This window comes from Streptomyces sp. NPDC046379 (assembly GCF_055587785.1).
The window spans coordinates 114,690-129,361 of sequence record NZ_JBVJFP010000014.1; the positions used below are offsets into that span (position 1 = coordinate 114,690).

General features: G+C 76.9%; 5 protein-coding genes. All 5 read right to left on the reverse strand.

What is annotated here, in order from left to right; translation table 11 throughout:
* Positions 1 to 51: 51 nt before the first annotated feature.
* Genes ACZ6KF_RS24090 through ACZ6KF_RS24110 form a run of 5 tightly spaced genes read right to left on the reverse strand, consistent with a single transcriptional unit; the run spans position 52 to position 14,620 of the window.
* Positions 52 to 5,988, reverse strand: coding sequence for a non-ribosomal peptide synthetase/MFS transporter (locus tag ACZ6KF_RS24090; RefSeq protein WP_469239989.1), 5,937 nt, complete (start codon positions 5,986 to 5,988; stop codon positions 52 to 54).
* A complete protein-coding gene (locus ACZ6KF_RS24095; RefSeq protein ID WP_469239991.1) occupies positions 5,985 to 9,230 on the reverse strand; it encodes an amino acid adenylation domain-containing protein in 3,246 nt (1,081 codons plus the stop codon). Before ACZ6KF_RS24095 ends, ACZ6KF_RS24090 begins: the two co-directional genes overlap by 4 nt.
* Positions 9,223 to 11,307 (reverse strand): condensation domain-containing protein, encoded by a 2,085-nt coding sequence (locus tag ACZ6KF_RS24100; RefSeq protein ID WP_469239993.1) that lies wholly within the window; start codon positions 11,305 to 11,307, stop codon positions 9,223 to 9,225. The genes ACZ6KF_RS24095 and ACZ6KF_RS24100 overlap by 8 nt, the downstream gene beginning before the upstream one ends.
* A complete protein-coding gene (locus ACZ6KF_RS24105; protein ID WP_469239995.1) occupies positions 11,304 to 12,563 on the reverse strand; it encodes a 2-oxo acid dehydrogenase subunit E2 in 1,260 nt (419 codons plus the stop codon). The genes ACZ6KF_RS24100 and ACZ6KF_RS24105 overlap by 4 nt, the downstream gene beginning before the upstream one ends.
* 20 nt (positions 12,564 to 12,583) lie before the next feature.
* Entirely contained in the window at positions 12,584 to 14,620 is a 2,037-nt protein-coding gene (locus ACZ6KF_RS24110; protein ID WP_356631085.1) for an alpha-ketoacid dehydrogenase subunit alpha/beta, read from the reverse strand.
* Positions 14,621 to 14,672: the final 52 nt, after the last annotated feature.

Genomic DNA, 14,672 nt, shown 5'->3' on the forward strand with positions numbered 1-14,672 from the left:
ACCGGTCGCTCCCCCGCCACCGGCCCGTTCCCCCCGCCGCCTGTCCGTCCGTCAGCCTCCCGTGTGCCGCGCGGACGCGCTGACCGGTACCGCGTCGCGTCCGCCCGTGGCCGGGGGACCGTCCGTGGCCGCATGTCCGTCCGCGCCCGGGGGACCGTCGAGCGACGGGTCCGGCAGCCGGCGGGCGCGCAGGGCCTGGAGGCCGACCAGGTCGTCCGGCCTGGCGTCCGGCACCTCGGCGTCGAAGCGGGCCAGCGCCGGAATCCGCCGGGCGCAGAGGACCACGAGCACGAGCGCCAGGCCGAACAGCACGTACATCAGGCCCAGTCCGCGGCCCTCCCCCGTGCCCAGGATCCGGCCCGCGGTGCCGGCCAGTGCCCCGTCCGGTTCCATCGCGGGCCCGAGCAGCGCGGCGGCGCCGGGACCGAGCAGCAGGAAGCCCACCGGCATGGTGCACCAGGCGAACACCGTGTTGACCGCGAAGATCCGGCCGTGGAAGCGGGCGGGCACCTTGACCTGGATGATCGTGGCGTAGATCGCGTTCATCACGGTCAGTCCGGCGAACAGGCCGAACACCCCCGCGGCCACCAGCGGCAGCGACGGGCGCAGTCCGGTGACCGCGCAGCAGGCGGCCAGGACGAGGAAGGCCAGCAGGACGCCGGTCATCCTGCGCTGTTTCGGCCCGCCCCAGACCGCCATCAGGGCGCCGCCCGCGGCGATGCCCACCCCGCCCGCGAGCGATACCCGGGCCACCTCGCCCAGGCCCGTGAAGCCGAGGACCAGCGGCTGGAAGAAGATGAGCAGCGGCCCCAGCAGCAGGTTCGTCACGGCGAAGAACAGCAGCATGGCCCGGAAGCCGGGCGTGCTCATCGCCAGTCGGAAGCCGGCCCGGATCTCCTCGCCGACGCCCTCGCGGCGCCGCCAGCCCAGCCGGGCCGGGAACCGCAAGGAGGCGGTGACGGCGATGGCGACGGCGTAGCTGCACACGTCGATGATGAGGATGCCGCGCAGTCCCACGGTCGCCAGCACGGCGGTGGCGAGCAGGGGGACGGCGAACTGGACCGCCCCGGCGCCGGCCTGCACCAGGCCGTTGGCGTGGCCGAGGTACTGCTTGGGCGCGAGCTGCGGGACGGCCGAGGCCCAGGAGATGCGCTGGAAGGTCAGCGCCACGGACAGCAGGGTCATCAGCGGGTACAGGACGGCCTCGGTGAACGCCCCGGCCAGCAGCAGCGTCAGCATCAGGCCCTGGATCAGCAGGGCGGCGACGTCCGCGGCGATCATGACGCGTCGTCGGCTGAACCGGTCGGCCACGGCTCCGGCCAGCGGGGCCACGAGCAGGCCCGGCACCAGCGCCAGGGAGGACAGCAGGCCGAGCTCGAGCAGCGAACCGCTGCCGAGGAACACCCACAGCGGCAGCGCGAACTCGGTCATGGCGGTGCCGGCCATGGAGACGAGCTGCCCGGCGGCGACGGCGAGGAAGCGGGGCATCGCGGGTTCGGGCGGACGGCGGTCCCGTCGCCGGCGAGGGCCGGGGGACGGCGACGGCGTCCGCCCACCGGGATGCGAGCCGCCCTCCTCACCGGGCCCGCCGCCGGACAGCGGCTCCTCGCCGTGGGACACGTCCGCCAGTCGCCACGTCCGCGCCTGCGGCCGCGGTGCGGCGGGGGCGGTCGGCCGCGGTGTGCCGGCCTGCGCCTGCGGCGGGCCCGCGTCCGCCGGCGCGGTCAGGGCCGGGTGGACGCCGGTGATGATGTCCGCCAGTTCGGGCGCGCGGAAGTTCAGGAAGTAGTGCCCCGCCTCGTCCAGCACCACGAGGGCGCTGGTGCGGGTGACGAAGTGCCACTCGCGGAACCGTTCCTCGTGGTACAGGGTGATGTCGTCGCGTTCGCCGACCACCGAGATCACCGGCGCCGACAGCGGTTCCACCCGGTCCTGGAGCAGCGCGGTGAAGTATTCCTCGGCGTCCCGGTTGTCGGCGCGCATGTCGCGCACCATGCGGCGGGCCTGCGCCGGTTCGACGTCGTCCATGCTCAGGCCGATCGAGATCAGCCAGTCCCGGTAGCGGCGGTCGCTGCCGAATCGTTCCAGCCTGTCGAGCATCCGCACCACGGGACCGCGGGGCCGGGCGAAGGGGAAGATGCCGCCGGCGTAGACGGCCTCCACCGGCCGGCCGGCCGCCTCCAGGGCGAGGGCGAGGGCGATCACCAGGGCGCCGCCGACCCCGCAGTGGCCGTAGAGGACGAGCGGGCCGTGCACGCGTTCCAGGATCTCGGCGACGGCCGCGTCCACCAGTTCCGGGAGGGCGGTGCGGCGGCCCTGGAGTCCCATCTCCTCGCCGGTGCCCGCCAGGGCGAACAGGGCGTGGCCGGGCGGCAGCGCCTCGGCGAGCGGCCGGTAGACGACGGCGCTGCCGCCGCCGTACGGCACCGCCACCACGGTCAGCTCCGGTGTGCGGCCCGGCGGCGGGGTGGGCGTCAGTTCGTGCAGCACCCGGGCGGGGCCGCGCTCGGCCTCCGGCGTGGTGAGGTGGGCGGCCAGGCCGCGGACCGTGGGATGCCGGAAGAGGTCCATCAGGGTGACCCCGGCCGCCTCGGGCAGGGCCCGGCGCAGCGCGGCGATGATCCGGATGGCGAGCAGGGAGTGCCCGCCGAGGGCGAAGAAGTCGTCGTCGCGGTCCGGCAGGGGTACGTCGAGGATCCGGGCCCACACCTCGGCGACGGCGCGTTCGGCGTCGGTGGCCGGCGCCCCGCCGCCGCCCCCGGCGCCCCGCACCGGCGCGGGCAGCGCCCGCCGGTCGAGCTTGCCGTGGGGGCCGATGGGCAGGGCGTCCAGGACGACGTAGGCGGAGGGGAGCATGGAGTCGGGCAGGGTGCGGCGCAGCGCCTGGCGCAGCGAACCCGGGTCGGCGGCCATGCCGTCCGGACCGTCTTCCAGGACGTCGTCCGACCGGCCGGGTTCCGGGGCGTCGCCGGGTGCTTCGGCCGGGTCGCCGGGTGCTCCGGGCACCAGGTAGGCGACCAGGCGCCGGTCGCCGGGGCGGTCCTCGCGCACCACCACCGCCGCCGCGCCGACGCCGGGCAGGGCGCGCAGGGCGGCCTCGATCTCGCCGGGTTCGATGCGCAGCCCGTGCAGCTTGACCTGGTCGTCGGTGCGGCCGAGGTATTCGAGGGCGCCGTCCGGCCGGTGCCGGGCGAGGTCGCCGCTGGCGTACATGCGGGCGCCGGGCTCGCCCCACGGGTCGGGGACGAAGCGCTGCGCGGTCAGGTCGGGCCGGTTGAGGTAGCCGAGGGCCACGCCGGGGCCGGCGATGTACAGCTCGCCGGGCATGCCGACGGGCACGGGCCGGCGGTTGCGGTCGAGGACGTACATCCGCATGTTCTGCACGGGGCGCCCGATGGGCACGCGGTGCGCGCCGGCGAGCGACTCGCGGGTGCAGGGCCAGGCGGTGCAGTCCACGGAGGCCTCGGTGGGGCCGTAGAGGTTGTGCAGTTCGCAGGAGCGGAAGCGGTCGAGGAAGCGGCGGGCGAGGTCGGCGGGGAGTTCCTCGCCGCTGCAGATCACCCGGCGCAGCGTGGTGCACCGCTCGACGCCGTCCTCGGCGAGGAAGACGGCCAGCACGGACGGCACGAAGTGGACGGTGGTGACGGCGTGCCGGCGTACGGCGTCGCGCAGGTAGCCGCCGTCGCGGTGGCCGCCGGGGCGGGCCATGACCAGCCGGGCGCCCTCGCGCAGCGGCCAGAACAGTTCCCACACAGAGACGTCGAAGCCGGTCGGCGTCTTCTGGAGCACGGCGTCGTCGGCGTGCAGCGGGTGGGCGCGCTGCATCCAGTCGAGCCGGTTGTGGATGCCGCGGTGGGTGCAGATCACTCCCTTGGGGCGGCCGGTGGAGCCGGAGGTGAAGATGACGTAGGCGGGGTCGTCGGGGGCGATGTGCGGCGCGGGCGGGGCGGCGGGGTCCGGGCGCCACAGTTCGGGGTCGTCCAGGGACAGGACGCGGGTGCCCTCGGGCGGCTGCGGCAGCCGGCCGTGGACGGCGTCGGCCGCGAGCAGCACCGGGGGCGCCGCGTCGGCGAGCAGGCCGGCCAGCCGTTCGGCCGGGTTGTCGGGGTCCAGCGGCAGATAGGCGCCGCCCGCCTTGAGCACGCCGAGCAGCGCGGCGACGAGCGCGGCGGAGCGCTCCGCGCAGACGGCGACGACGGTGCCGGGTCCGACGCCCGCGCCGCGCAGCCGGCCGGCCAACGCGGTGGCGCGGCGGTCGAGTTCGCGGTACGTCAGCTCCTCGGTGCGGGGCCGGCCGTCCGGTCCGGCGGGGCCGTCGACGACCAGGCAGACCTGGCCGGGGGTGCGGGCGGCGCGCTCCTCGAAGCGGCCGTGCAGGGTGTGCGGGCCCGGCACCTCCTGCGGGACGTCGTTCCAGGTGCGCAGCACGGTCTCGCGCTCCGCCTCGTCCAGCAGGTCGAGCCGGGACAGCGGCACGTCGGGGTGGCGCACCGCCTGCCGCAGCAGCCGCTCGAACAGCACCGGCAGCCGGGCCGCGGTGGCGGGCGAGAACAGGTCGGTGCTGTAGGTGAAGAAGCCGTGCAGCCCGTCGGGGGTCTGGCGCAGATACAGCTCCAGGTCGAAGCGGGTGGCGCGGATCTCGAACGGCTGGTGGGCCACCTCGGGCGCGTCCGCGCCGGGCCCGGCGGTCCTGTCGTGCGTGCTGCGGCCGTGCTCGGTCCGGTCGTGCTCGGCGCGGGCGCGCCCCGCACGATCGTGCTCGGCGCGCTCGTAGTTGAGCAGTGTGAAGGCGGTCTGGAAGACGGGGGTGCGGCTGGGGTCGCGGGGCAGTGCCAGCTCGCCCACGAGCTGTTCGAACGGCATCTCCTGGTGGGCCAGGTCGGCGAGGAAGCCGTCCCTGACCCGGCCCAGCAGGGTGACGAAGTCGGGGTCTTCGGACAGATCGGCCCGCAGGGCCAGGACGTTGGCGAACAGGCCGACCAGCGGCTCCAGTTCGGGCAGGGTGCGACCGGCGACGGTGGATCCGACGGCGAAGTCGTCCTGGCCCGACCAGCGGCCCAGCAGGGCCTGGTAGGCGGCGAGCAGGGTCATGTACGGGGTGGCGCCGTGCGCGGCCCCGAGGTCGAGCACCGCGCGGGAGAGTTCGGCGTCGAGGGCGATGCCCTGCCCGGCGCCGCGGAAGGTGGGCTCGGCGGGGCGGGGCAGGTCGGCGGGCAGGTCCAGGGGTGGTACCCCGGCCAGCCGGGCGCGCCAGTGGTCCAGGTCGGCCTGCCGCACCTCGCCCCGGTAGCGTTCCCGCTGCCAGGCGGCGAAGTCGCCGTAGCGGACGGCCGGTTCGGGGTCGGCCTGCGGTTCGGGGGCGTCGTCGGCGCAGGCGGCGAGGAGTTCGCGCAGGAACAGTTCGCTGGACCAGCCGTCGGAGACGATGTGGTGGTGGACGAGGACGAGCACGTGCTCGTCCGGTGCGGCGCGCAGCAGCGCGGCGTGCAGCACGGGGCCGGTGGCCAGGTCGAAGGGGCGGGAGATCTCCTCGTCGATCCAGCGGGCGAGAAGGGCCTCGCGCCGGGCGGGGTCGGCCTCGGGGGGTGTGGTGCGGACGTTCAGGCGGACGCCGCCGTCCGCGGTGACCTCGACGCGGGGGCGGCCGTCGGCGTCGGACGGGAAACGCATCCGCAGGCTCTCGTGGCGGGCCACCACCCGCCGCAGCGCGCGCTCCAGCCGCTCCGGTTGCAGCGGCCCGCGCAGCCGGACCGCCTGCGGCACGGTGTAGGCGGTGGTGTCCGGGACGAAGCGGTCCATGAACCACAGGCGTTCCTGGGCGAAGGACAGCGGCGGTTCGGCGCCCTCGGGACGCCGGGGCACGGTGAGCGCCGGGGCGGCGGTGCGGGCCCGGCGCAGTCTCCGGGCCAGCAGTTCGGCGCGGGCGGCGGACGTGCCGCGGGCGTCGTGGCGGTCCTCCGGCTGCGGTCTGTCGTCGACGATGCTCATACGGCCGGATCCCCTTCCTTGATCATCTCTTCGACCTCGGCGTCGCTCAGCGCGGCGATGTCCGCGAGCAGCAGGTCCTCCACGGCCACGGCGGTCTGCGCCACGGTGGGCGCGGTGAACAGGGTGCGCACCGGGACGTCGACGCCGAGGGCGGCGCGCAGCCGGGCCACGGCGCGCAGGGCCAGCAGGGAGTGCCCGCCGAGGGCGAAGAAGTCGTCGTCGGCGCCGATCCCCCGTACTGCGAGCACCTCCTCCCACACCTCGGCCACCAATTGTTCGGCCTCGGTGCGGGGCGCGGTACCGGAACCGGTGCGCCCGGCGGCCTGGCCGGCGGCGCCGGGCGCGGGCAGCGCGGCGCGGTCGATCTTGCCGCGCGAGGTCAGCGGCATCCGGGCGAGCACGACGACGGCGCTGGGCACGAGGTGGCCGGGCAGCAGGCCGCCCAGGTGGTGCAGGAGCTGCGCCGCTTCCGGTTCGGCGCCGGGGCGCGGCACGATCCAGGCGGCGAGGCTCTGCCGGCCCGCGTCGTCGTACAGTCCGGCGACCGCCTCGGCGACCGCCGGGTGGCCGAGCAGGGCGGCCTCCACCTCGGCGGGTTCCACCCGGTGGCCGCGCACCTTGAGCTGACGGTCCGTGCGGCCGAGGAACTCCAGTGCGCCGTCGGGCCGTTGGCGGGCCAGGTCGCCGGTGCGGTACATGCGGGCGCCGGGCGGGCCGAACGGGTCCTCGGTGAATCGACGGGCCGTCAGTTCCGGGCTGCCGGCGTATCCGTCGGCCAGCCCGTCGCCGGAGAGCCACAGTTCGCCGGGCACGCCGGGGGGTACCGGTCTGCGGGCCGGGTCGAGCACATAGGCGCCGGTCGCGGCGATCGGTCGGCCGATGCCGGGCCGTACGAGGGCGTCGTCGGGGCCGAGGCGGGCGGCGGTGGCGATGACGGCGGCCTCGGTGGGGCCGTAGGTGTTCCACAGTTCGACGCGGTCGCCGAAGCGCTCCCGCCAGGCGGCGACCGCCCGGGAGTGCACCTGGTCGCCGCCGAGCACGACCGCCCGGAGCGCGGAGGGCCAGACGACGCGGTCGCCGGCCGCGACGAGTTCCTGCCAGTAGGCGGTGGGCAGGTCGAGCACGGTGACACGGTCGCCGGAGGGTCCGGCCAGCCAGTCCGGCAGTTCGGCGGACGGCACGGGCAGCAGGACCACCGTCGCGCCGGAGCACAGCGCCGGGAAGATCTCCTCGACATGCGTGTCGAAACCGAGCGAGGCGAACTGGAGCACGCGCTCCCCCGGCCCCAGCCGGTAGGCCTCGCGCATCCAGCCGACCCGCACGGCCAGCGCCCGGTGCGGCACCACGACCGCCTTGGGCTCGCCGGTGGAGCCGGAGGTGTACAGCACGTAGGCGGGGTCGGTGGGCGCGGGGGCGGCGGGCCGCTCGGGTGCGGGCTCGTCCGCCCGGTCCGCGGCCGCGGTGAGGGAGGGCAGTTCCACGGTGGGCGGGCCGCCCGGGACCGTACGGCTCCCCGCGCCCGCCAGTACCGCCGTCGCGCCGGCCTGTCGCAGCATGGCGGCAAGCCGGGGCTCGGGCAGGCCGGGGTCCAGCGGCAGGTAGGCGCAGCCCGCCAGCAGGATGCCCAGCATTCCGGTCACGGTCTGGGCCGACCGGGCCCCGGCCAGGCCGACCGGGGTGCCCGGTAGCGCCCCGGCGGCGCGCAGCTGCCGGGCGACCCGGTCGGCGGCGGCGAGCAGGTCGCCGTAACCGAGCACCAGGCCCGCCGACTCGTCCTCCAGGGCCGGGGCGTCGGGCGTGGCGGCGGCCTGACGCAGCAGCCAGGTCACCACGGTCTCCCCGGCGGCCGTGCCGGGGACGTCCGGTCCGCGCAGCAGGGCGCCGGTCTCGTCCGGGGCGAGCAGCGGCAGCCGGTCCACGGGCGTGTCCGGGTCGGCGGCCGCGGCACGGGCCAGCAGCGGCAGCCGGTCCAGGAGCGCCTGGGCGGCCCCGGGGGCGAGCAGCGCGGGGTTGTGCATGAGGACCAGGTCGATGCCGTCCGGTGCGGGCCAGGCGTCCAGGGACAGGTCGAACGGCGTCGGCGGCGGGTCGGTGCGCAGCGGCTCGATGCGCAGCCCGGTCCCCGCCCCGAACTCCTCGCCGCCGTCGCCGGTTGCGGACGCCGCGCTCTCGGTGTGCAGGTTGAACCAGGAGCGGAACAGCCGCGGCTGACCGGCCCCGCGCGCGGACCCGAGCGTGCCGAGCAGCTTCTCGTACGGAACGTGCGGATGGGTGAGCGCGCCGGTGACCGTGCGCCGGGTGCGCGACAGCAGCCCGGCGAACGTCACCTCGCCGCCGAGGTCGGCGCGCAGCGGCAGTACGGCGGTGAAGCAGCCGACCAGTTCCTCGTCCTCGGCGCGCTCACGGCCCGCGAAGGCCGTGCCGACGACGACGTCCTCCTGCCCGGTGTGCCGTCCGACGAGGATCTGGAACAGGGCCAGCCACGCCATGAAGGGCGTGCAGCCGTGCCGCCCCGCCAGTGCGGCGACGGCGTCCGCGGTCGCGGCGTCCACCCGTGCGCGGGCCGGGGCGGACGGTCCGGGCTCCGTCGCGCCGGGCGGGACGGGTGAGCCGGGGGGCAGTCCCGGGCCGGGCGGCTCGGCCAGTTCGGCCGTCCAGTGGGCGAGGGCGCGGTCCGCCTCGGGACCGGCCAGCCGGGAGCGCCGCCACATGACGTGATCGCCGTAGCCGGCCGTGAGCGGGCGGAGTTCCGGCTCGCCTCCGGCGGCGAACGCGGCGTAGCAGTGGGCCAGTTCGCGCAGCAGCAGCTGGATGGACCAGCCGTCGGAGACCAGATGGTGGGCGCCGAGCAGCAGGACGTGCTCGTCGTCGGCCACCCGGTACAGCTCGGCGCGGAACAGCGGTGCGCGGTCCAGCCGGTAGGGCTCGGCGCCGCGCAGTTCCGCACGCCGTACGGCCTCCCGGCGGGCCTCGGGCGTGCCGCGCAGGTCGTGCCGGACCAGGACGGGGCCGGTCGCGGTGACGCGCTGCACGGGTGTTCCGTCCGTGTCGGTGACGCAGGCGCGCAGCGGCTCGTGGCGGGCCGCCGCGGCGGCGAGGGCGCGCTCCAGCGCGCTCGCGTCGAGGGGGCCGCGCAGCAGGCGGACGGTGGTCAGGTTCTCCGAGGTGTCGTCGGGGTCGAGCCGGTGCAGGAACCACATCCGCTCCTGCACCGGGGTCAGCGGGTACTCGCGGTCAGCCATGGCGGTGCTCCTCGACGAGCCGGGCGAGGGCCGCGCCGAACGCGGCCGGGGTGGGAGTCTCGAAGAACAGGACGGCGGGCACCGGCACGCCGAAGCGGTCCTCGGTCCGGGCGGCGATCCGTACGACGGCGAGGGAGTCGCCGCCGAGCGCGAACAGGTCGTCGTCCGGGCCGATGCCGGGGCGGCCCAGCACCTCGGCCCACAGCGCGCACACCGCCTCGGTGACGGACGCGGTCCCGGCGGCCCGCGACGGCGCGTGGGCGCCGTCCACGGCGCGGTCCTCCGCGTCGGCGGCGGCCTCCGCGCCGAGGGGGTTGGGGCCGGGGGCCGGCCGGGACTCGGACGGGGCGCCGTCGGGGGCCGGGGCGGGCCGCCACGCCTCCGGGGTGCGCAGCCGGCTCACGGGAGCGTCCGGATTCTCCGCCGACAGGCGCAGCAGATCGGCCAGTTCGGCCGTGAAGGCGCCGGCGGCCCCGGGGGCGAACCGGTCGCGCGGGTAGGTCAGCACCAGTTCGGCGCCGCCCGGACCGGTGGTCGCGGCCAGGGTGAGGTCGTACGCGGTGCCGTCGACCTCCTGGCCCCATGGGCGGGAGGCCAGTCCGGGGCCCCAGCCGCTCCCGGCCCCGCCCGTGGCCGCGCGGGCGCCCTCCTCCCGTTCCACGAACAGCGCCTGGAACAGCGGGTGCACGCCCGGAGCGCGGCGCGGCGCGACCGCGGAGACGATCCGGTCGAAGGGCGCCGCGTGCGTCAGCGCGGCGGCGAGCGCGTCGCGGACGCGGTGCGCCAGGGTCCGGAAGCCGGGGTCGCCGTGGAGCTTGACCCGCAATGGCAGCAGGTCGGTGAAGCAGCCGACGGTGGTGGCGAGTTCCGGGTGCGGGCGGCCTCCGGAGACCACGCCGACGGTCGCCTCGGCGGTGCGGGCGGCACGCGCCAGCAGCATCAGGTAGCCGGTCAGCAGGGCGGTGTGCGCCGTCAGGGGCGCTCCCCGGCCGGCCCCGCGCAGCGCCTCCAGCGTGGCGGCGTCGACCCGGGCGACGGCCGTGGCGGTGCTGCGTCCTCCCGCCCGGACGGGGCGGGAGGGGGGCGCGAGGTCGGGCAGCAGCCGCGGCGGGGCGCCGGCGAGCTGGTGGCGCCAGTAGGCGAGCCGGTCGGGCAGCACCCGTTCCAGCCGGTCCCCGGACCACTGGGCGTAGTCCGCGTAGTCGGGGGTCTCCGGGCCGGCCGGCACGGTGTGCGGCCCGTCCCGGTAGGCGGTGGCGAGCCCGTCCAGCAGGACCGCGACGGAGGCGCCGTCGGCGGCGAGGTGGTGGCAGGCCAGCAGGAGCCGGTGCCGGTCCGCCGCCAGGCGCAGGACGGTCAGCCGCAGCAGTCGGCCCGTGGCCGGGTCGAAGGGCTGTCCGGCGGCGGACACGGCCATGCCGCGGGCGATGTCCTCCCGTTCGGGTTCCGGGAACGGCGTCAGGTCCAGGGTCTCGACCAGGACGGCCGTCTCGGCCGCGGTGGGCGGATCGGCGGGCAGGGTCTGCCACGGTTCGGCGTCCGGCCGGCCGTCCGGGCCGGTGCGGGCGGCGAACCGGGCGCGCAGCACCGGGTGGCGGCCCAGGACGGCGGCGAGCGCGGCGGTGAGCCGCTCCGGGTCGAGCGGCCCGTCCAGCGCCAGTCCGGCGGTCACCGGCGGGACCGCGCCCGGTCCGGCGACGAGTTCGGCCAGCCAGATCCGCCGCTGCTCGGCCGAGCACACCAGCGGACGGCCGTCCCTCGGCGCCCGGGGCAGCCCCGTGGCACCGCCGGGGGCGGTGGTGCGCCGGCGGGCGGCGAGGAGGCGGAGGGCCATCTCACGGCGGTCGGGCGGGGCGCCGGGGGTGGTCCGGGTTGGGTCGGCGGGGGCGGCCCGGGTTGGGTCGGCGGGGGCGGCCCGGGTTGTGTCGGCGGGCGTGGTTTCGGGGCCGGACGTGGTTTCGGGGCCGGGTGCGGTGTCGGGGCCGGGTGCGGTTGCCGTGCCAGTTGCGGTGTCGGGGCCGGGCGCGGCCCCGGTGGCGGGCCGGGTCCCGGGTGCTGCGGTGTCCTGGTCGCTCATCCCGTCGCCTCCTCGAGCCGTGCCGGGTCCTGGAGCAGGTCGCGCACTCCGGTGAGCAGTGCCGTCACGTCCCGCCCGTTCACCAGGCGGTGGTCGTAGGCGGCGCCGAGCTGCACGAGGCTGCGCTCCCGGAAGCCGCCGGCGCCGTCCGGGACCGCCACGGCTCGCGGCGCCGCGAGCGACAGCGCGCAGGCCTGCCCGGGGAAGACCACCGGCACGGCGAAGACCACGCCGGGTTCGGTGTGGAGGGTGAGGGTGATGTTGGCCCCGTTCAGGTCGCTCTCGCGGAAGGCGCCGCGCAGTGCCGCCATGCGGAACTTCATCACCGTGCGGGAGATCTCGCCGAGCCCGGCCCGGTCGGCGTCCCGTACGACGGGCACGTACAGTCCCGCGCCCACGTCGAAGGTGACGCCGATGTGGGCGCCGGGGAGCAGCCGGGTGGCGGTGCCGTCAGGGGTGAGCGAGGCGAAGCAGGCGGGGTCGTGCTCGCGCCGCGCGGCCAGGGCGGCGAGCGTGAGCTCGGCCGGTCCGACGAGGGAGCCGGCGGCGGCGCTCAGCTCCCGCCCGGCGGCGAGCGCGTCGGTGAGGTCCGCCTCCACCACGGTGAACGCGGCGGGCACCGTGCGGTGCGAGACGGTGACGGTGGCGGCCACGGCCCGCTGCACGCGGGTGAGGGGGGTGACGACGGTTCCGGGCGGGTCGTCGGCCGGGACCGCGTCGGCCGCCACGGCGGGGGCGGGCACGCTGGGTGACGGACCGTCAATTGTGCCGGCCCGGGCGGACCTTGCCGGCGCGGCGTGGTCCTCACCGGGCCGCCCGGTCCCCGCGATCCCCGCCGCGAGGCGCTCCACGTCGGCCCGGCGGACGACGGGCACGCCCAGCTCCCGTGCCCGCGACTCGGGGATGCCCAGTTCGGCCAGCAGGGCCCGCGCGGGCTGGGTGACGACCAGACCGGGCGCCGCCGCGCCGGCGCCGGCGGCGGCACGGGCCGGCTCCGGGCCGGCGGCCGTACGGCCGCGGGCGGCGGCGAGCGCCTCCTCGTCCGCGTGCAGGCGGGCGAGGAGCGCGCCCGGCGGGTACTCCCGGCCCGGCTCCGCCACCTGTTCGAGCAGTCCGTCCGCCGGCGCGGCCACCTCCTCGAGCGCCTTGGAGGTCTCCACCTCCAGCAGCGGCTCACCGGCCACGGCCCTGCCGCCGTCCGCGACGGCCCACGCCGCCAGCAGATGAACGGCGTCGTTGCTGTTGAGCTTCGGCATGCGGACTTCCGCGGCCCCGGTCATACGTGCGCCTCCAGTCGTGCACCGGCTCCCGCCGCCGTACCGGTCACCCGGCGCACGACGGCGCGCCGGACGTCCCCGGCGCTCAGGAACACCTCGTCCTCCAGATGCGGCGCGGCCGGGATCACCCGGTCCGCCGCGCACCGCAGCTCCACGGGCCCGCGCAGCGTGTGCCACAGGCGGGTGTGCAGTCCGTGGGCCACTTCGGCGCCCCAGCCCGCGCCGGGCGTGCCGTCCTCCAGCACGAACACGGCCGGCGCGGCCCCGCACAGCGCCGCCAGTTCGTCGGCCTGGACCGGCCACAGCCGGGCCGGCACCAGCAGCCGTACGCCGATCTCGTCCTCCAGCAGCAGGTCGCGGGCCGCCTCGACCGCCCGGTGCGCCAGGCCGCCGGGGGCGATCAGCACCGCGTCCGGCTCGGGGGAGCCGGCGGGTTCGACCACGGCGACGCCCGGACCGCCGTCCGCTGCGTCGGTGACGCGGAACCCGAAGACGTCGTCCACCACCGCGCCGGTCCAGCGGCGGGCGGTGTAGAGGATCTTGTCCTCGAAGAGCACCGACGGCGTCCCCGTGCCGAGCGCGTGGGCCAGCAGCGCGGCGGCGTCGTGGAACGGGCTCAGCTCGTACAGGTCGAGGTCGGGCACGCCCATCAGGTGCTTCTGCGGGCTCTGGCTGTGGGTGGGGCCGTAGCCGCGGCGCCCGCCGACGGGGCAGCGGACCAGCAGCGGCACCGGGACGCGGCGGCCGTACATGGTGACCGACTTGGCGGCGAAGTTGACGAGCTGGTCGACGGCCAGCGTCACGAAGTCGCCGAACATGATCTCGACCACGGCCTTGCCGCCGGCCAGCGCCAGCCCGGCCCCGGCGCCGACGATCGCTCCCTCGCTCAGGGGCGTGGACCGCACCCGCTCCCCGAACCGGGTGGACAGTCCCCGGGTGACGCCGAAGGCCCCGCCGTAGGGATCGGTGACGTCCTCGCCGAGCAGCCGCACGGCGGGATCGGCGGCCATCAGCGCGTGCAGGGCGTCGTTGAGGTGCTCGCCGATCCGCTCCGGCCGTCCCGCCGTACGGGGCGCGGGGCCGGCGGCGTCCGCCGGTCCGGTCGCCGGCGACGAGGGTACGGGCGCTGGCGGCGGCGGTACGGCGGCGGCCTGGCCGTCCGACGGCGGACGTGCGGAGACCTCGGTCACCAGCCGCGCCACCGTGGCGGCGAGCCGCGCGTCGGCCTCCCGGAACCGCTCCGGGAACGCCTCCGCGTACCCGCGGTACCAGTCCCGGCGGTGCAGCTCGGCGATGCGCTCGATGGGCCGGGTGTCGTCGCCCTTGCTGTGCGGTCCCAGCCGCACCGTGTCCAGCTCGACCACCAGCGGACCCGCGCCGTCCCGCACGGCCGCCAGCAGGGGCGCCAGTTCGGCGCGCAGCACGACCGGATCGGTCGTGGCCGAGTGGTGGTAGGCGATGCCGAACGCCTCGGCCCGCCCCCGGATCGTGCCGGCCAGCTGAGCCTCGGTCGGCGTGGACTGGGCGATGCCGTTGTGCTCCACGACCACGACGACGGGCAGCCGCCACAGCGCCGCCAGGTTGAGCGCCTCGTACACCGCGCCCTCGCCCCAGGTGCCGTCGCCGACGAAGGCCAGGGCGAGGCCGCCGGCCGCCAGGTCCCGCCGGTGCAGGGCGGCGCCGACGGCCACGGGCAGGCTCTCGCCCTGCACGCCCGTGGACAGGAACCGGCCGGTGTACAGGTGCTGGCTGCCGCCGACCCCGCCGCACACCGCGCCGGCCCGCCCCATCACCTCGGCGAGCAGCCCCTCGGCGTCCGCGGTGAGGGCGAGGTAGTGCCCGTGGCCGCGGTGGTTGCTGAACACGAAGTCGTCGGGGCGCAGCAGCGGCGCGAGCGCGACGGGGATGTACTCCTGCCCGAGGCAGGTGTGCGTGGTGCCGGCGATCCGGCCCTCCCCGAACAGCCGCAGCAACGCCTGTTCGAAGTGGCGGATCAGCAACAGGGCGGCGAGATCGTCGTCTTCGGGCTCGTTCATCGGTTCCCCCATGTGGTGGTGAGTGCGGTGTCGGTTCCGCCGGCCCACGGGA

Bases quoted from the DNA above. Each gene is read 5' to 3' on its own strand.
- ACZ6KF_RS24090 (WP_469239989.1), bottom strand. From the start codon at position 5,988: ATGAGCATCGTCGACGACAGACCGCAGCCGGAGGACCGCCACGACGCC.
- ACZ6KF_RS24095 (WP_469239991.1), bottom strand. From the start codon at position 9,230: ATGGCTGACCGCGAGTACCCGCTGACCCCGGTGCAGGAGCGGATGTGG.
- ACZ6KF_RS24100 (WP_469239993.1), bottom strand. From the start codon at position 11,307: ATGAGCGACCAGGACACCGCAGCACCCGGGACCCGGCCCGCCACCGGG.
- ACZ6KF_RS24105 (WP_469239995.1), bottom strand. From the start codon at position 12,563: ATGCCGAAGCTCAACAGCAACGACGCCGTTCATCTGCTGGCGGCGTGG.
- ACZ6KF_RS24110 (WP_356631085.1), bottom strand. From the start codon at position 14,620: ATGAACGAGCCCGAAGACGACGATCTCGCCGCCCTGTTGCTGATCCGC.